Source organism: Pseudoduganella sp. R-32, from assembly GCF_049913245.1.
Classification (GTDB): domain Bacteria; phylum Pseudomonadota; class Gammaproteobacteria; order Burkholderiales; family Burkholderiaceae_D; genus Rugamonas.
This window is the reverse complement of record NZ_CP183987.1, coordinates 274,820-290,167: the sequence shown is the minus strand read 5'-3', so window position 1 is coordinate 290,167 and position 15,348 is coordinate 274,820. Positions and strand designations below refer to the sequence as shown.

The 15,348-nt window shown below is 63.2% G+C and carries 15 protein-coding genes; 7 read left to right on the top strand and 8 right to left on the bottom strand.

What is annotated here, in order from left to right; all coding sequences use genetic code 11:
• Nucleotides 1-11: 11 nt before the first annotated feature.
• From bioD to ACN9MU_RS01260, 6 genes are read right to left on the bottom strand one after another with little or no spacing between them, the layout of a single operon-like run.
• A complete protein-coding gene (gene bioD / locus ACN9MU_RS01285; protein ID WP_426166747.1) occupies nucleotides 12-779 on the bottom strand; it encodes a dethiobiotin synthase in 768 nt (255 codons plus the stop codon).
• Nucleotide 780: 1 nt separating this feature from the next.
• Nucleotides 781-1,965, bottom strand: a complete 1,185-nt coding sequence (gene bioF / locus ACN9MU_RS01280) for an 8-amino-7-oxononanoate synthase (RefSeq protein ID WP_426344003.1) — start codon at nucleotides 1,963-1,965, stop codon at nucleotides 781-783.
• Between the two features lie 2 nt (nucleotides 1,966-1,967).
• A complete protein-coding gene (gene bioA, locus ACN9MU_RS01275) occupies nucleotides 1,968-3,296 on the bottom strand; it encodes an adenosylmethionine--8-amino-7-oxononanoate transaminase (protein ID WP_426344002.1) in 1,329 nt (442 codons plus the stop codon).
• Nucleotides 3,297-3,308: 12 nt separating this feature from the next.
• Nucleotides 3,309-4,094 (bottom strand): enoyl-CoA hydratase/isomerase family protein, encoded by a 786-nt coding sequence (locus ACN9MU_RS01270; RefSeq protein WP_426166741.1) that lies wholly within the window; start codon nucleotides 4,092-4,094, stop codon nucleotides 3,309-3,311.
• A 10-nt stretch (nucleotides 4,095-4,104) separates the two neighbouring features.
• The gene (locus ACN9MU_RS01265; protein WP_426166739.1) at nucleotides 4,105-5,712 is read right to left on the bottom strand and encodes a carboxyl transferase domain-containing protein; all 1,608 of its coding nucleotides are present in this window, start codon (nucleotides 5,710-5,712) and stop codon (nucleotides 4,105-4,107) included.
• 15 nt (nucleotides 5,713-5,727) lie between these two features.
• The gene (locus tag ACN9MU_RS01260) at nucleotides 5,728-6,156 is read right to left on the bottom strand and encodes a YchJ family protein (protein ID WP_426166737.1); all 429 of its coding nucleotides are present in this window, start codon (nucleotides 6,154-6,156) and stop codon (nucleotides 5,728-5,730) included.
• Between the two features lie 94 nt (nucleotides 6,157-6,250).
• On the opposite strand from ACN9MU_RS01260, the gene ACN9MU_RS01255 reads away from it, so the two are divergent.
• The 3 genes from ACN9MU_RS01255 (at nucleotide 6,251) to ACN9MU_RS01245 (ending at nucleotide 7,856) form a co-directional block, all read left to right on the top strand.
• A complete protein-coding gene (locus ACN9MU_RS01255) occupies nucleotides 6,251-6,721 on the top strand; it encodes a hypothetical protein (RefSeq protein WP_426166735.1) in 471 nt (156 codons plus the stop codon).
• 136 nt (nucleotides 6,722-6,857) lie between these two features.
• Nucleotides 6,858-7,289 carry a PEP-CTERM sorting domain-containing protein gene (locus ACN9MU_RS01250; RefSeq protein WP_426344001.1) on the top strand — a complete coding sequence of 144 codons (432 nt, stop codon included), beginning with the start codon at nucleotides 6,858-6,860 and terminating at the stop codon, nucleotides 7,287-7,289.
• 27 nt (nucleotides 7,290-7,316) lie between these two features.
• Complete coding sequence (locus tag ACN9MU_RS01245) at nucleotides 7,317-7,856, top strand: RNA 2'-phosphotransferase (RefSeq protein ID WP_426344000.1); 540 nt, start codon at nucleotides 7,317-7,319, stop codon at nucleotides 7,854-7,856.
• Here ACN9MU_RS01245 and ACN9MU_RS01240 read toward each other — a convergent pair.
• Nucleotides 7,853-9,106, bottom strand: coding sequence for a D-amino acid dehydrogenase (locus ACN9MU_RS01240; protein WP_426166729.1), 1,254 nt, complete (start codon nucleotides 9,104-9,106; stop codon nucleotides 7,853-7,855). The two genes, ACN9MU_RS01245 and ACN9MU_RS01240, sit on opposite strands and share 4 nt — an antisense overlap.
• Nucleotides 9,107-9,153: 47 nt before the next feature.
• Nucleotides 9,154-10,449, bottom strand: coding sequence for a serine hydrolase domain-containing protein (locus tag ACN9MU_RS01235; RefSeq protein ID WP_426166727.1), 1,296 nt, complete (start codon nucleotides 10,447-10,449; stop codon nucleotides 9,154-9,156).
• Between the two features lie 162 nt (nucleotides 10,450-10,611).
• Here ACN9MU_RS01235 and ACN9MU_RS01230 point away from each other — a divergent pair, with 162 nt between their 5' ends.
• The 4 genes from ACN9MU_RS01230 to ACN9MU_RS01215 all read left to right on the top strand — a co-directional run bounded on the left by ACN9MU_RS01230 (nucleotide 10,612) and on the right by ACN9MU_RS01215 (nucleotide 15,321).
• Nucleotides 10,612-11,352 (top strand): GntR family transcriptional regulator, encoded by a 741-nt coding sequence (locus tag ACN9MU_RS01230; RefSeq protein ID WP_055939138.1) that lies wholly within the window; start codon nucleotides 10,612-10,614, stop codon nucleotides 11,350-11,352.
• A gap of 81 nt (nucleotides 11,353-11,433) precedes the next feature.
• A complete protein-coding gene (gene murQ, locus ACN9MU_RS01225) occupies nucleotides 11,434-12,315 on the top strand; it encodes an N-acetylmuramic acid 6-phosphate etherase (RefSeq protein ID WP_426343999.1) in 882 nt (293 codons plus the stop codon).
• 39 nt (nucleotides 12,316-12,354) lie between these two features.
• The gene (locus tag ACN9MU_RS01220; protein WP_426166723.1) at nucleotides 12,355-13,620 is read left to right on the top strand and encodes an MFS transporter; all 1,266 of its coding nucleotides are present in this window, start codon (nucleotides 12,355-12,357) and stop codon (nucleotides 13,618-13,620) included.
• Nucleotides 13,621-13,650: 30 nt separating this feature from the next.
• A complete protein-coding gene (locus tag ACN9MU_RS01215) occupies nucleotides 13,651-15,321 on the top strand; it encodes a glycoside hydrolase family 10 protein (protein WP_426166721.1) in 1,671 nt (556 codons plus the stop codon).
• The last annotated feature ends 27 nt before the right edge of the window (nucleotides 15,322-15,348 follow it).

Below are 15,348 nucleotides of genomic sequence, written 5' to 3'. Positions count from 1 at the left end.
TTCTTCCTCTCTTACGTGGTGCGGCGGCCCGGCCAGTTTGGCAGGGACGTGAAGTTCAGGTATTCGGCAGCAGCGGCGGCAGTCGGCTTTGCCAGTCGCGGGATGCGGCCGAGCAGCGGCGCCGGAATGCGCGCTGCCAGTGCGGCGATATTCTCGTCCGCGAAATTCATTTCAAATTCCAGGGTGTTGGCGACCCAGCCGGCCAGCTTCAGGCCACGTGACTCGATCGCTTCCACGGTCAGCAGCGCGTGGTTGATGCAGCCCAGGCGCAGGCCCACCACCAGCACGACCGGCAGCGCAAGCTGCTGGGCCAGGTCGGCGGTGTCGAAATCGTCGGTCAGCGGCACGCGGAAACCGCCCACGCCTTCCACCACGATGGCGTCCGTTGCGGCAGCGACTTCCACGTAGGCGGCCAGGATCGGCACCGGATCGATTTCAACACCTTCCAGGGCGGCGGCGATATGCGGTGCAGCCGGCTCTTTCAGCATGAAGGGAGTGGTCAGCGCCTGCGGCAAGTGCACATTGCTCGCTTCGATCAGCTGGTCGGCGTCGTCGTTGTGCAACTGGCCGTTCTTCATCACCGCACCGGCGGCTACGGGTTTCATGCCGCAGGCGCGCGCTCCATTGCGCACCAGGGAATACAGCATGGCGGAAGACGTCAGGGTCTTGCCAATTTCGGTGTCGGTGCCTGCCACGAAGCAGGCGAAGCGCGGCGGCAGGCCATCGGCGGCCGCTGCGGCTTGGGGTGCAGGAGCGATGACAGGGTCTTCAAGCGCCATATCAGGTCCTTTCTAATTCGTTAATTGCGTCTGCCAGGCGGCGCACGTCGTCGGCGGTGTGGCCGGCGGACAGCGTGACACGCAGGCGCGCAGTACCTGCTGGCACCGTTGGCGGGCGAATGCCGCCCACCCAGATGCCTTGCTCGTACAGCGCGGCGGACATGCGCATGGTTTCTTCGTTCTCGCCAATGATGATTGGCTGGATTGCCGTTTTCGACGGCAGCAGTTGCCAGCGCTTCAAGTGGAGGCTGTCCTGCAATTGTGCCACCAGCGCTTGCAGGTGAGCGCGGCGCTCGCGGCCTTCGTCACCGCAGATGATGTCCAGGCTGGCTTGCAGCGCGTGAGCCAATGCGGGCGGCGCAGCGGTGGTGAAAATGTAAGGACGGGCACGCTGGATCAGCGTTTCCACCACGGTACGGTGCGCCGCAACGAAGGCGCCGCCCACGCCGGCAGCCTTGCCCAGGGTGCCGACATAGACCAGGTAAGGCGAGCGCATGGCGTAGTGCTCCAATGCGCCGCGGCCATTCTCGCCCAGCGTGCCGAAGCCGTGGGCGTCGTCCACCACCAGCCAGGCCTTGTGACGTTCACACAGGGTCAGCAGCGCCGGCAGGTCGGCCAGGTCGCCATCCATGCTGAACACGGCGTCCGTCACCACGATCTTGTTGCTGGCGGTGCTGGCGGACAGGAGTTCTCCCAGCGCGGCCACGTCGGCGTGCGGGTAGACGGAAACCTTGGTGCGTGCCAGGCGGGCGCCGTCGATCAGGGATGCGTGGTTGAGTGCTTCACTGAAGATTTCAGTGTCCTTGTCGCCGGCTGCGAGGCCGGTCACCACGGCCAGGTTGGCCATGTAGCCGGTGCAGAAATACAGCGCCTGCGCCTCAACCAGGTGCGGCGACAGGAATTCTGCGAGGCGTTGCTCCAGCAAGGTGTGCGCGCGGCTATGGCCGCTGACCAGGTGCGCGGCGCCGCTGCCGGCGCCATACAGTTCAATCCCCTGGTGCATCGCTTCGGCCACGCGCGGATGCGCTGCCAGGCCGAGGTAGTCATTGCTGCAGAAGGCCAGCAGTTCACGGCCGTCGACCATCATGCGCGGCGCGCAGGCCGTTTCGACCGAGCGCCGCTTGCGGATAAGGCTTTTGTCATCCAGCGCTTGCAATTGCTGGTCGAGTTTTGCGAGCAGTTCCATGGTCAGTCCACCCGCGTTTTCTCGAACACCGACAAGGTGCGCGCAGCCAGTCCTTCGATTTCCTCATCGCTGAGGATGTATGGCGGCATCAGGTACACGGTATTGCCGATGGGGCGCAGCAGCAGTTCCTGCCTCGTGCCCTCGGTGAAGAAGCGGCGCGAGAAGCCCGGCGTAGCGCCGACGGCATCAAAGGCCCAGATCATGCCGCGGTTGCGGAAGTTCTCGGTGTGCTCGTGGTTGGCCAGCGGCGCCAGCGCCTCGGTCAGCTTGCGCGAGCGCGCCTTGTTCGCTTCCAGCACATGGTCTTCAGCAAAGATGTCCAGCGTGGCCAAGGCCGCGCGGCAGGCCAGCGGGTTGCCGGTGTACGAGTGCGAGTGCAGGAAGCCGCGCGTGACGTCGGCATCGTAGAACGCTTGGTAGATCTCGTCGCGCGACAGCACGATGGACAGCGGCAGGTAGCCGCCGCTGATGCCCTTCGACAGGCACAGGAAGTCAGGCCAGATGCCGGCCTGTTCGCAGGCGAAGAAGGTGCCGGTGCGGCCGCAGCCGACGGCGATTTCGTCCAGGATCAGGTGCACGCCGTGCTTGTCGCACAGCTCGCGCACCAGTTTCAGGTAGAGCGGGTCGTGCATCGCCATGCCGGTGGCGCACTGCACCAGCGGTTCGATGATGATGGCGGCGATCTTGCCGGCGCGTTCGGTGAACATGCGTTCGACATCGGCCGCGGCGCGGCGTGCCACGTCGGCCGCCGTTTCGCCTTCTGCCGCTTGGCGCGAGTCGGGCGACATCACGGTCTGCGTGGCGCGCAGCAGCGGGCCGTAAGCATCCTTGAACAGCGCCACGTCGGTCACGGCCAGCGCGCCGATCGTCTCGCCGTGGTAGCTGCCCTTCAGGCAAACGAATTCCTGCTTGTCGCCCTGGCCCATATTGCGCCAGGCGTGGAAGCTCATTTTCAACGCGATTTCGACCGCCGACGCGCCGTCCGACGCGTAGAAGGCGTGGCCTAGTTGGTGCTGGGTCAGCGCCGCCAGGCGTTCGCTGAGCTGGATCACCGGCTCGTGGGTGAAGCCGGCCAGCATCGCATGCTCCAGCATGTCGAGCTGTTCGCGCAGCGCCGCGTTGATGCGCGGGTTGGCATGGCCGAACAGGTTCACCCACCAGGAGCTGATCGCATCCAGGTAGCGGTTGCCTTGATGGTCATACAGCCACACGCCGCGGCCATGGCTGACCGGGATCAGCGGGACCGTTTCATGGTGCTGCATCTGGGTGCACGGGTGCCAGACTGACTTCAGGCTACGTGCTACCCAATCGCTTTGTTGGTTTGCTTCCAAAAACTGCTCCGTTCAATTCAGCCAGCCCGGCTTGCGCTTCTCCAGGAAGGAAGTCACGCCTTCGCGGCCCTGCTCGGAAGCGCGGATGTGGGCGATGCGTTGGGCCGTATCGGCCAGCAGTGCATCGTTCACCGGCTTGCCGGCGATGTCGCGCACCAGCACTTTGGCTTCCTTCACTGCATTCGGGCTGTTGGTCACCAGCGCCTTCAGCACTTCCGCCATTTTGGCGTCCAGTGCGTCGGCGGAGACCAGTTCGTGCACCATGCCGATGCGGTGGGCTTCGGCGGCGCTGAAACGTTCGGCGGTGAGGAAATAGCGGCGCGAAGCCTGCTCACCCATCGCCTTGATCACATACGGCGAAATGGTCGCGGGGATCAGACCCAGTTTCACTTCGCTCAGGCAGAAATTCGCTTCCGGCACGGCGACAATGATGTCGCAGGCGGAGACGAGACCCATGCCGCCCGCATAGCAATCGCCATGCACGCGCGCGACGGTCGGTTTCGGGCACAGGTAGATAGTGCGCAGCATTTGCGCCAGCTGCATGGCGTCGGCCTCATTCTCCTCGTGGGTGTAATGGGCCATCTTCTTCATCCAGTTCAGGTCGCCGCCGGCGCAGAAGGCCGGGCCGTTACCCGCCAGCACAATGGCGCGCACGTTTTCGTTGCGGCCCAGCTCCGAGAAGGCGCGCGCCAGGTCGTTGATCGAATGCTCGTTGAAGGCATTGCGCACGTCAGGGCGGTTCAGGGTGACGGTGGCGATCTTGTCGTTGATGTCGACGGTCAGGGTTTCATAAGTCATCGCCATCTCCTTACATGCGGAACACGCCGAACTTGGTGTCCGGGATTGGCGCGTTGAGCGCGGCGGACAGGCCCAGGCCCAGCACCATGCGGGTGTCGGCCGGATCGATCACCCCGTCGTCCCACAGGCGCGCGGAGGCGTAGTAAGGATGGCCCTGCACTTCGTACTGTTCCTTGATCGGCTGCTTGAAGGCCGCTTCTTCCTCGGCGCTCCACTGGCCGCCCTTGGCTTCGATGCCGTCGCGCTTGACGGTGGCCAGCACGCCGGCTGCCTGCTCGCCGCCCATCACGGAGATGCGCGCGTTAGGCCACATCCACAGCATGCGTGGCGAGTAGGCGCGGCCGCACATGCCGTAGTTGCCGGCGCCGAAGGAGCCGCCGATGATCACGGTGAACTTCGGCACGGAAGCGGTAGCGACGGCGGTCACCATCTTGGCGCCGTTGCGGGCGATGCCTTCGTTTTCGTACTTGCGGCCGACCATGAAGCCGGTGATGTTCTGCAGGAAGACCAGCGGGATCTTGCGCTGGCAGCACAGTTCGATGAAGTGCGTGCCTTTCAGCGCGGACTCGGAAAACAGGATGCCGTTATTGGCGATGATGCCGACCTTCATGCCGTAGATGTGGGCGAAGCCGCACACCAGCGTGGTGCCGTAGCGGGCCTTGAACTCATCGAATTCGGAGCCGTCGACGATACGCGCGATCACTTCTCGGATATCGAAAGGCTTGCGGGTGTCGACAGGAATCACGCCGTACAGTTCTTCCGGCGCGTATTTCGGTTCCACCGCTTCGCGCAGCACGCCCTGTTGCGGCTTCTGGCGGTTCAGGTTCGACACGATTGTGCGCGCCATCGACAGCGCATGCATATCGTCCTTGGCCAGGTGATCGGCCACGCCGGACAGGCGGGTGTGCACGTCGCCGCCGCCCAGGTCTTCAGCGGAAACCACTTCACCGGTCGCCGCCTTCACCAGCGGAGGGCCGCCGAGGAAGATAGTGCCCTGTTCCTTCACGATGATCGATTCGTCCGACATGGCCGGCACGTAGGCGCCGCCGGCGGTGCAGGAACCCATCACCACGGCGATCTGCGGGATGCCCTTGGCCGACATATTGGCCTGGTTGAAGAAGATGCGGCCGAAGTGGTCGCGGTCCGGGAACACGTCGTCCTGGTTCGGCAGGTTGGCGCCGCCCGAATCCACCAGGTAGATGCACGGCAGGTTGTTCTGCTCGGCGATCTCCTGCGCGCGCAGGTGCTTCTTCACCGTCATCGGGTAGTAAGTACCGCCCTTCACAGTGGCGTCGTTACAGACGATCACGCATTCCTGGCCGTTTACGCGGCCGATGCCGGTGATCACGCCCGCTGCCGGAGCGGCGTTGTCGTACATATCGAAAGCAGCCAGCTGCGAGAATTCGAGGAAAGGCGTGCCGGGATCGAGCAGCATCTGTACGCGGTCGCGCGGCAGCAGCTTGCCGCGCGCCACATGCTTGGCGCAGGCCGCTTCTCCGCCGCCTTGCGCCGCTTTCGCGACCTTGGCGCGCAGGTCGTCGACCAGGGCTTGCATGGCGTCGGCGTTGGCTTTGAAGTCCTCGCTGCGCGGATTGAGTTTGCTTTCGATATGCGGCATTGTCGTCCTCTTCTCTTATTCTGGAAATTCGCCGTCGACGTAAAACCAGCGCAAGCCACCTTCGCGCGGTTCGCGCAGGAAGCGGCTCAGCTCATGCAGACGCTGGCCACGGCCATTCACGCGCAGGCGGGCGACGAACTCGACAAAATCCTCGTTCGGCTGGGCTTCTGCTTTACGTTGACGTAAACGTAAAGCAGATTTTACCTCAAGTCCCAGCCATTGGAGCTTTTCGTCCTTGTTAATAATCGGCTCGGTCGGACGGGTGCTTTCGTGCCAGGTCGACAACAAATACGGCTCGTTCTGCAGCGCATAGGCGGAATAACGGGAGCGCATCAGTTGCTCAGCCGTCTCCGGCAAGGCCTTTCCTTCGATAAAAGGGCCACAGCAAGTCGCAAAAGAAGGACCGCCGCATGGGCAGCCGACAGGGGTCTTGGATTTGGACATCCCGCCATTATCCGCCATAACAGCGGCTCGCGTGACTTCCCGAGGTCATGCGGGTTGGCACCACCATCCGGGCTGGAAAGCTATAATTGCCAGAATGAAAATCCATGCATCCTTATTCGCGCTGACCTTTGCGGTCGCAATGACTTCGCCGGCCCTGGCATGCCAGCCGCCACGCGACATGCCCAGTGATCCGGAAGCGGCGCGCGCTTATTGGGAGCGAGCCCAGACCCAGTGGGAAAAAAGGGTAATAGCTAGCGCCCCGACACTGGTGGTTGCGACGACCGCCGAAATCCCTGGCAGCCAGTTCCCTGAACCCGGTACGCGAGTGACCGTCAAAGTCGCGCCCATCAAGCTGTTGCGTGGTTTTTTCGAAAAGAATGAGGTTGGCGGCATGCTCAATCATTTTTGCGATGATTTCAAAGTATGGGTTACGCACGACAGGCCTTACCTCCTCGCGATGAACCAGGGGGCAATTCTGCTGGCCGTGCCTTTGAAACAGGGAGACGAGCAAGCCGGCGTACGGGACTTCTTCAAGCGCATCGACGAACCCAATCCCTGGGAATGAGCCGCGCGCCGCGTCGCAAAATTTTACGCATGGCCCGGTTCAACCAGCAACGAGCCGGATAATCAGCGACTTAGGTGCAGGTACGGTTGATGCTTCTTCAAGCTTGAAGTTTCGCCAACTCGTCATGGAGCGCAAAATGAAAGCTGAAGCCATGTTCAAGTCTTGCCTGCTGGCCTGCTCCATCCTGCCAGGCGGCCAGGCCCTAGCGGGTCCAACTGGATCGACGCAGTCCCCCTATACCGTCAACAGCATCGACTTCAGCTACATGAACTACAGCAGGCCCCCTGCATCCTACTTCAATCGCAGGCCACCGACGGAATTCGGCCGGACACCGGCGTTCAATGGCCTGCCGCCGCCCTTGCCTGCAGCAGGTCCGCCCGCCCGGGCGCCGGACGTGGCATTGCCGCTGACTCCTCCTGCACCCACCGGCTCACCGCCGCTTGTCGAGCCGCCGGTCCAGTTGCCAGTGGTGGCGGTTGTGCCTGAGCCAGGCACTTTCGCTTTGCTGGGCCTGGGCTTCGCCCTCCTCATTTTGCGCGAGAGAAGGGGGCGCCCAGCTGCACAGTAAAGAAAGCCGACAGTGGCAGGTGCTAATATGCCGGTCATGAACGAAGTCAGTCAAAGCAAGTTCCTGAGCCTGGTCTTGCGTCACAAACCGGAAGAAATCGGGCTCGTACTGGACCAGAATGGATGGGCATTGATCGACCAATTGATTGCCCTTGCCAACGTCCGCGGAACGAATTTGAACCGCTCCCAGATCGAATCCATCGTTGAAAACAGCGATAAGAAGCGATTTGCGATCAGCGCGGATGGCACGAAAATCCGGGCCAACCAGGGCCATTCCGTTGATATCGCGCTCGAACTGCCGCCCCGGACGCCGCCGGAGCGCCTGTACCATGGCACTGCCACGCGTTTCCTTGATTCGATCCGCGAAAGCGGCCTGCATTCGGCCTCGCGCCAGCATGTGCACCTCTCGTCTGACCAGGCAACTGCCGAAAAAGTGGGCAGCCGGCATGGCAAGCCGGTCGTATTGACCGTGGAATCCGGCCAGATGGCGCGCGACGGCCACCTCTTCTACATCTCGGAAAACGGCGTCTGGCTGACCGAGGCCGTGCCTGCGAAATACCTGAACTAGACCTTGTAGGCCAGGCAGTCGAGCTCAAACGGCGGCTCCTTGCCCAGCATCAGTGTTGCCAGCAGGCTGGCGCTGCCGCAGGCGAAGGTGAAGCCCAGCGGGCCATGGCCGACGTTGAGCCACAGGTTGGGATAAGGCGTGGGCCCGATGATGGGGGCGCTGTTCGGCGTGGCGGGACGCAGGCCGGCCCAGGCCTCCGCCTTGTCGTAGTCGGCGGCATGCGGCATCGATTCGCGCGCCAGGCGGGACAGGCTGGCGATGCGGCGGCGGTCGATGCGCGTGCTTTCGCCCACCATGTCGACCATCGCGGCGATCCGTAATTGCTTGCCGATGCGGGCATACAGCGTCTTGCGCTCGAAATCGGTCACGCTGATATTGGGCGCCACGTGTTCGCTGCGGATCGGCGCCGTCAGGCTGTAGCCTTTCAGCGGATACATGGGCAGGTCGAGGTTGGCCGTGGCAGCCAGGTCGCGGCTCTGGATGCCGGCAGCGAGCACGTAATGGTCGGCAGTCAGCCAGCCGGCGTCGGTCTCGATTGCCGTCACCTTGCCGGCTTCAACGAAAATGGTGCGCGCTGCCGTGTGCATGCAGCGCTCGAAGCGCGGGTGGGCATAGATGCGTTTTTCCAGCGCCAGGCAGAAGGCATAGCAATCCGCCACGGCTTCGCCGGGATTGAAGATGCCGCCCGCCAGCCTGGGCGCCAGTTCGGCCAGCGCCGGCTCGATGCGGGCCGTATCGCGGCCCCAGAGCACGGCGCGGTTTTCGTCGTTATCGGGCTTGTCCAGCGCGGCCTTGAAGGCTTCTTCGCTGCGATAGACCACCAGCTTGCCGGCATTGCGCCAGTTGAATTCCCTCAGCGGCAATTTCAGTTCCAGCAGCGACAGGGACAGGCGGCTCAACTCGCCGAGCTGCAAAAGCTTGGCGGTGGTGCGGGCATTGGCGTCGGCCTTGCAGTTGCGCAGGAATTGCGCCATCCAGCGCCACTGGCGGTAATCGGCCTCGGGACGGAAACGAAACGGGCCGTCGCGCTCGAACAGCCATTGCAGGGCCTTTTTCGGCACGCCTTCGTCGGCCAGCGGCGAGACGTAACGATAGCTGAGCTGGCCGCCATTGCGGTAGCTGGCGGCGCTGGCAACGGTCGGGGCGCGTTCGAGCAGCGTCACGCGGAAGCCTGCTTCCAGCAGCCACCACGCTGACGCCAGGCCGACCACGCCTCCGCCAATCACCACCACTTGCCGTGCTCTCGCCATCCGATCCCCGAATTGTGTTGCCTTGTGGAAAATTAGCCTATTGTAGTTCAGTCGCGGCGGCGCAGGATGGCGCGTTGGTAAATCGCATCAAGGATCCGTTCCTCGGCACGCGTGTGCGCCGACTGCAGGCCTGGATCGGCCTCCGGGTCGCTGGCAAAGCCGCCGATCAGCGATACGATGCCCTGCTTCTTCCTTAAGTCTACGGCGAAGGTGGACACGAGGCCATAGGCTTCGCCCAGGTGGCCGACCGCATGGAAGCGGCCATCCTTCGGCATGCCGCCCATATTGCCCCGCACGTCGGCAAAGCGCTGGGCGCCCAGCCCCCAGCTATGGTAAAGCCCTTTCAAGGTATCGCCATTGCTGCCATTGAAGCGCCATTGCTCGCCAAACATCAGGGCCAGTGATGCCGGCTTGATAAGCTGCCTGCCCTCATGGCGGCCGTTGTTGATCAGCATGAGCATGACCTTGCCCATGTCGCTGGCCGACATGCGAAGGCCGCCGGTTGGGCTGAAGGGCGTGGCATTAGTGCCGATTACATACTTGTCGAGGCCCGGCGGATCCTGCGGCGCGGTCACGCCGAAGTCGTCGACCTGCGCAATCCACGGCCCCTTGCTGTCCCAGATTTCAGTTTCGCGCGTGCGGCGCCGGTACAGCGTTGCGGTATCCGCTACTTCCTGGGCGCTGAATTCGGCAGGGTTATAGCCGCCGCGCAGGCCCATCGGCGCCAGCAGCAAGCGCCTCATCAGTCGGTCGAAGCGTTCGCCGGTCACGCGTTCCATGATGGTCCCGATCACAGCCCAGTTCAGGTTGGAATACGTGAAGTACTGGCCCGGCTCGCCATCGCGCGCCCACATCTTCCCATCTGGCGCCAGCACATCGCGCAAGGCCGTGCCAGCGGGCCAGGAATAGCCCGCGTCATCGCGCAGCGTTGAGGTGTGGCTCAGCAAATGCCGCAGGGTGATCACTTGCGACGGGTAATGCGGATTGCGCAGCGCGAAGCCCAGATATTCGCCGGCGTCGGTGTCAAGCTTGAGCTTGCCTTCCTCGACCAGCCTCATCATGCCCAAGGTGGTCATCATCTTGGAGATGGATGCAATACGGAACATGGTCTGCGGCGTGACGGGCGCGGTGATGCCGCGGCCCGTCGTATCAAGCCGGCGCAGCCCGAACTGTTGTTGGTAAGCCACCTTGCCGTCGCGGATAGCCAGTACGGACAAGCCCGAAAGCGGCCGCTGCGCATCGTTGACGATCGCTGCCAGTTCCGCATCCAGCTTGCTGGCGGAAACGTGGCCGATACTGCCCAGCAGTACTGCGCCGGCCAAGGCGCGCAAAGCTCTTTGCATGCATTCTCCTTTTGCAAGCAGCATACGGTGCCGTCCTTTCGGCCTGCTAATGAAAACTGATTATCTGCCTATAACCCCGGTGTATCGGGCGCTAAAGCAAATATGAAAAGAGCAGCGTGATTTCTCTTTCGCTATTACACTAGCAGTTATAGGAGAAATGTAATGAGCCTCACCAGCGTTGAATTCAAACCAGATCAACAAGACAATTCGCCGCTGTACATGCAGATTGCCCGCAAGTTGAGCGACGATGTTCGAAACGGACGTTACCAGGTCGACCAGGCGCTTCCTTCTGAACGAACCCTCTCGGAATTGCTGAACGTTTCGCGCGTGACCGCCCGCAAGGCCATCGACCAGCTGGTGGACCAGGGCCTGGTGGTACGCCGCCGCGGTTCGGGCAACTACATTGCGCCGCGCATCGAACAACCGCTGTCGAACCTGACCAGCTTCTCGGAACAACTTTCGCAGCGCGGCTACAAGCCCGGCTCGCGCTGGCTCAAGCGCGCGCTGGTGGCCGCCAGCGCCGACGAACAGCTCAGCCTCGGCCTGTCGCCGAATACCCGCGTGGCGCGGCTTGAACGCTTGCGCCTGGCCGATGACGTGGTGATGGCGTATGAGGTGTCGGTGCTGCCGCAAACCATCGTTCCCAATCCGGAACTGATCGGCGATTCGCTTTACCAATACCTGGATTCTGTCGGCAAGGGCCCGGCGCGCGCGCTGCAGCATATCCGCGCCATGAATGCTTCGGCCGAACTGGCGCGCCAGCTGGAAGTGCCGGAAGGGCAGGCTGTATTGTTTATTACCCGTATCGCCTATCTTGAGTCGGGCCAGGCGATCGAGCTGACGCATTCCTACTGCCGCAGCGATCATTACGACTTCGTGGCGGAGATGCGCCGCGCCGCGTAGGCCGCGCCGCATAACCTGGGGGAATAAGCTTCGCAAGTCCCGTCATGGGCCGGCCCGGCAATTTGGCATTACACTCGTTCCATGCTGAAGACCGAAACACCCAGTGCACAACATCACGAGCTGGACCAATATCCCATAGAGCAACTGGTCGCCGCCTTTGCCGATGACCAGCTGAATGCGGTGCAAGCCGTGCGCACCGCCATCCCCGCCATTGCCAAGGCAGTCGAAGCAATCGTGCCCCGCATCGAAGCGGGCGGGCGCCTGCTCTACGTCGGGGCCGGCACCTCGGGCCGGCTCGGCGTGCTCGACAGCGTTGAACTCTATCCCACCTTCTCCTGGCCGCACGAACGTGCCGTCGCCATCCTTGCCGGCGGCACGGAAGCCATGTTCAAGGCGGTGGAAGGCGCGGAGGATGACCGCGAACAGGGCGCACGCGACCTTCAGGCCCTGGACCCGCGCCCGGATGACGTCGTGCTGGCGCTGGCCGCATCCGGCACCACCCCCTATGTGCTGGGCGCCATCGAAGCCGCGCGCAAGGCCGGCGCGCTAACCGTCGGCATCGCCAACAACCCTGGTGCGCCGGTCACGCAGGAGGCTGAAATCGGCATCACCCTCGACACCGGCCACGAAATCATCTCCGGCAGCACGCGCCTGAAAGCCGGCACCTCGCAGAAGATCGTGCTGAACACGATTTCCAGCGCGCTCATGGTGCGCCTGAACAAGGTTTATGGAAACTTGATGGTAGACTTGAAGCCGACCAATGCGAAGCTGTACGCGCGTACGGTGCGGCTCACAATGCACGCCACCGGCGCCGATGAAGCGGCAGCCCGCACAGCGCTGGAACAGTGCGGCTTCCACGTCAAAGTGGCGGTGGTCGCCCTGTTAAAGAAAACCACGGTGCAGCAGGCGGCAGGCTTGCTGGACCAGGCCGGGGGCAGCGTGCGCGGCGCACTCACCATCTGATCCGCCCCTGCGCGCGTCCGGCCGACAAGAAAGGACGTAATGGATCGAGCGCAGCAACGCAGCCCCTGGGGCTGGGTTCCGACACTGTATTTCAACCAGGGCATTCCCTATTTCGTGGTGATGGCGCTGTCCACCGCCATGTACAAGGATCTTGGCATCTCCAACACGGAGATGGCGTTCTACACCGGCTGGCTGTACCTGCCATGGGTGATCAAGCCGCTGTGGTCTCCCCTGATCGAAATGTTCGGCACCAAGCGCTCCTGGGTCGCCATCCTGCAGATGGTGCTGGGCGTGTCGCTGGCGGCGGTTGCCTTCACGCTGCCGCTCTCGAACTTTTTCCAGCTTAGCCTTGGCGTCATGTGGCTGATGGCCTTCAGCTCCGCCACCCACGATATCGCGGCGGACGGCTTCTACATGCTCGGCCTGCGGCAGAAGCAGCAGGCGGAATTTGTCGGCGTGCGCAGCACTTTCTATCGCGCGGCCAACGTGGCCTGCAACGGCGGCCTGCTATTCCTGGCCGGCGAAATCATCAAGTACCACGGCAATCCCCATATGGCCTGGGCTATCACCTTCGGTGTGACCGGCGCGGTCTTCCTGGCGCTGGCGCTCTATCACTTCGTCGTGCTGCCAAGGCCGGCGGAAGACAAGCCGGCAGTGCACTCGTCGGCGCCGATGCAGGAGTTTTTCGCGACATTTTCCGCCTTCTTCCGCAAGGACGGCATCGTCGTGATCCTGCTGTTCCTGCTGCTGTTCCGCCTTGGCGAGTCGCAGTTGCTGAAAATGGTGGTGCCGTTCCTGAAAGACCCGCTGGAGAAAGGCGGCCTTGGCCTGGACACCGCCGCTGTGGGCATTGCCTACGGCACGATCGGCATCGTCGGCCTGATCCTCGGCGGCCTGGTGGGCGGCTGGCTGATCGGGCGCTTTGGCCTCAAGCGCTGCCTGTGGCCTTTCGCGATTGCGATCCATATTCCGGACCTGATTTTCGTCTACCTGTCGCAGGCGCAACCGCAAAACTTCGCCTGGATCGCGACTTGCCTGGCAGTGGAGCAGTTCGGCTATGGGCTCGGCTTCACCTCGTTCATGATGTACATGATCATGGTCAGCCAGGGCGAGCACAAGACTGCGCATTATTCGATCTGCACCGGCTTCATGGCGCTGGGGATGATGATTCCGCAAATGGCCAGCGGCGCGATCCAGGAGTATCTCGGCTACCAGCACTTCTTCATTTATGTCTGCACGGCAACCATCCCCGCCTTCATCATGACGGCACTGATCAAGATAGATCCGGACTTTGGCCGGGAATAGGTAGAATACGGCTCCTGCTGATGTGAGGATTTGGTTTTGGCTTTTAATGCGAAAAGGCGGCTGACCATAGCCGCCGCCGCGGCCGGCGTGGCCGCATTAATGGGGGCGTGTTCGTCGACGCCGACCGTGCCAGCCGCCGGCGACGCCGCGGCACCACCCTCCGGTGGCGGGAGCGGCAATACGCCCGCCCCGGTCACGGCGGCAAGCCCGGCGCCGGTGCAGCAACGCATCACCGGCGAACAGCCGCCTGCCGCGCCGCGCGAATTCCGCGCTGCCTGGGTGTCGACGGTGGCCAACATCGACTGGCCCAGCCGCAGCAACCTGCCGCCGGCGCGCCAGCAGGCCGAAGCCCTCGCCATCCTCGACCGCGCCAAGGCACTGCACCTGAACGCGATCGTGCTGCAGGTGCGCCCGAGCGCCGACGCCATTTACCCGTCCAAGCTCGAGCCCTGGTCCGAGTTCCTCACCGGCCAGCAGGGCAAGGCTCCCGAGCCGGCCTGGGACCCGCTGGCCTTCTGGATCGCGCAGGCTCATGCCCGCGGCCTCGAACTGCACGCATGGTTCAATCCCTACCGTGCCCGCCATTCAGCCGCCCGCACGCCGAACGCGCGTGAGCATGTAGCCAACACCAGGCCGCAAGTGGTGCGCCAATATGGCAAATTCCAGTGGATGGACCCCGGCGAGGAAGCCGCCGCCCAGCAAACGCTGGACGTGATCCTGGACGTGGTGCGCCGTTACGACATCGACGGCGTCCACATCGACGACTACTTCTACCCTTATCCGATTGAAGCGCCCGGCGCCAATGGCGGCGAGGCGGCCCTGGACGCGCCGTCGAACGGCAACAAGCCCGAGCTGGATTTCCCCGACGGCGCCCCGTACCAGCGCTACCTGCAAGGCGGCGGCACCCTGGACCGCGCCAACTGGCGCCGCCAGAACGTCAACCAGCTGATCGAAGCGCTCTACACCGGTATCCACAAGGAAAAATCGTGGGTGCGCTTCGGCATCAGCCCCTTCGGCATTGGCCGCCCGGACCGCCGCCCGCCCGGCATCCAGGGCTTCAGCCAGTACGACAAGCTGTATGCCGACGCCGAATTGTGGCTGCAGAACGGCTGGCTCGATTACCTGGCCCCGCAGCTGTACTGGCCGATCGCGCAGCAGCCGCAAGCTTTCCCCGTGTTGCTCGATTACTGGCTGGGACAGAACAAGCGCGGCCGCCATATCTGGCCGGGCCTGTACACCAGCCGCATTGACGACAGCAGCAAGTCCTTCAGCGCGGATGAAATCGTGCAGCAGGTCGGCGTCACGCGCAGCCGCGGCAACGCGAACGGCCACATTCATTTCAGCATTGCGGCCCTGATGCAAAACCGCAAAGGCGTGAGCGACCACCTGAAGGCCACCAGCTACCAGGGACCGGCGCTGGTGCCGGCTTCGCCATGGCTGGGCAGCGAAGCGCCGCCAGCGCCGACCGTGGCAGTCAAGCGCCACGCCAGCGGACTGTCGCTTACCCTTGGCAACGCCGGCCGTGCCACCCAGCTTGCGATCTGGGCGCACTACGGCGAAGAATGGCGCTTCAACGTGGTGCCTGCCGGCCGCAGCGAAGTGGTGCTGACCGACGATAATGGCGTGCCGGCCCGCAGCGTGGTGGTATCGGCAATCGACCGCTTAGGCAATGAAAGTCCAAGAGTTTCCGCTGCGTTATAACTTTTTGGAATGAGTGCCGCACGCGCT

Excerpts from the sequence above, each read along its gene's own strand:
- bioD (WP_426166747.1), bottom strand. The coding sequence starts at position 779 with ATGGCGCTTGAAGACCCTGTCATCGCTCCTGCACCCCAAGCCGCAGCG.
- bioF (WP_426344003.1), bottom strand. The coding sequence starts at position 1,965 with ATGGAACTGCTCGCAAAACTCGACCAGCAATTGCAAGCGCTGGATGAC.
- ACN9MU_RS01270 (WP_426166741.1), bottom strand. The coding sequence starts at position 4,094 with ATGACTTATGAAACCCTGACCGTCGACATCAACGACAAGATCGCCACC.
- ACN9MU_RS01265 (WP_426166739.1), bottom strand. The coding sequence starts at position 5,712 with ATGCCGCATATCGAAAGCAAACTCAATCCGCGCAGCGAGGACTTCAAA.
- ACN9MU_RS01260 (WP_426166737.1), bottom strand. The coding sequence starts at position 6,156 with ATGTCCAAATCCAAGACCCCTGTCGGCTGCCCATGCGGCGGTCCTTCT.
- ACN9MU_RS01255 (WP_426166735.1), top strand. The coding sequence starts at position 6,251 with ATGAAAATCCATGCATCCTTATTCGCGCTGACCTTTGCGGTCGCAATG.
- ACN9MU_RS01250 (WP_426344001.1), top strand. The coding sequence starts at position 6,858 with ATGAAAGCTGAAGCCATGTTCAAGTCTTGCCTGCTGGCCTGCTCCATC.
- ACN9MU_RS01245 (WP_426344000.1), top strand. The coding sequence starts at position 7,317 with ATGCCGGTCATGAACGAAGTCAGTCAAAGCAAGTTCCTGAGCCTGGTC.
- ACN9MU_RS01240 (WP_426166729.1), bottom strand. The coding sequence starts at position 9,106 with ATGGCGAGAGCACGGCAAGTGGTGGTGATTGGCGGAGGCGTGGTCGGC.
- ACN9MU_RS01235 (WP_426166727.1), bottom strand. The coding sequence starts at position 10,449 with ATGCAAAGAGCTTTGCGCGCCTTGGCCGGCGCAGTACTGCTGGGCAGT.
- ACN9MU_RS01230 (WP_055939138.1), top strand. The coding sequence starts at position 10,612 with ATGAGCCTCACCAGCGTTGAATTCAAACCAGATCAACAAGACAATTCG.
- murQ (WP_426343999.1), top strand. The coding sequence starts at position 11,434 with ATGCTGAAGACCGAAACACCCAGTGCACAACATCACGAGCTGGACCAA.
- ACN9MU_RS01220 (WP_426166723.1), top strand. The coding sequence starts at position 12,355 with ATGGATCGAGCGCAGCAACGCAGCCCCTGGGGCTGGGTTCCGACACTG.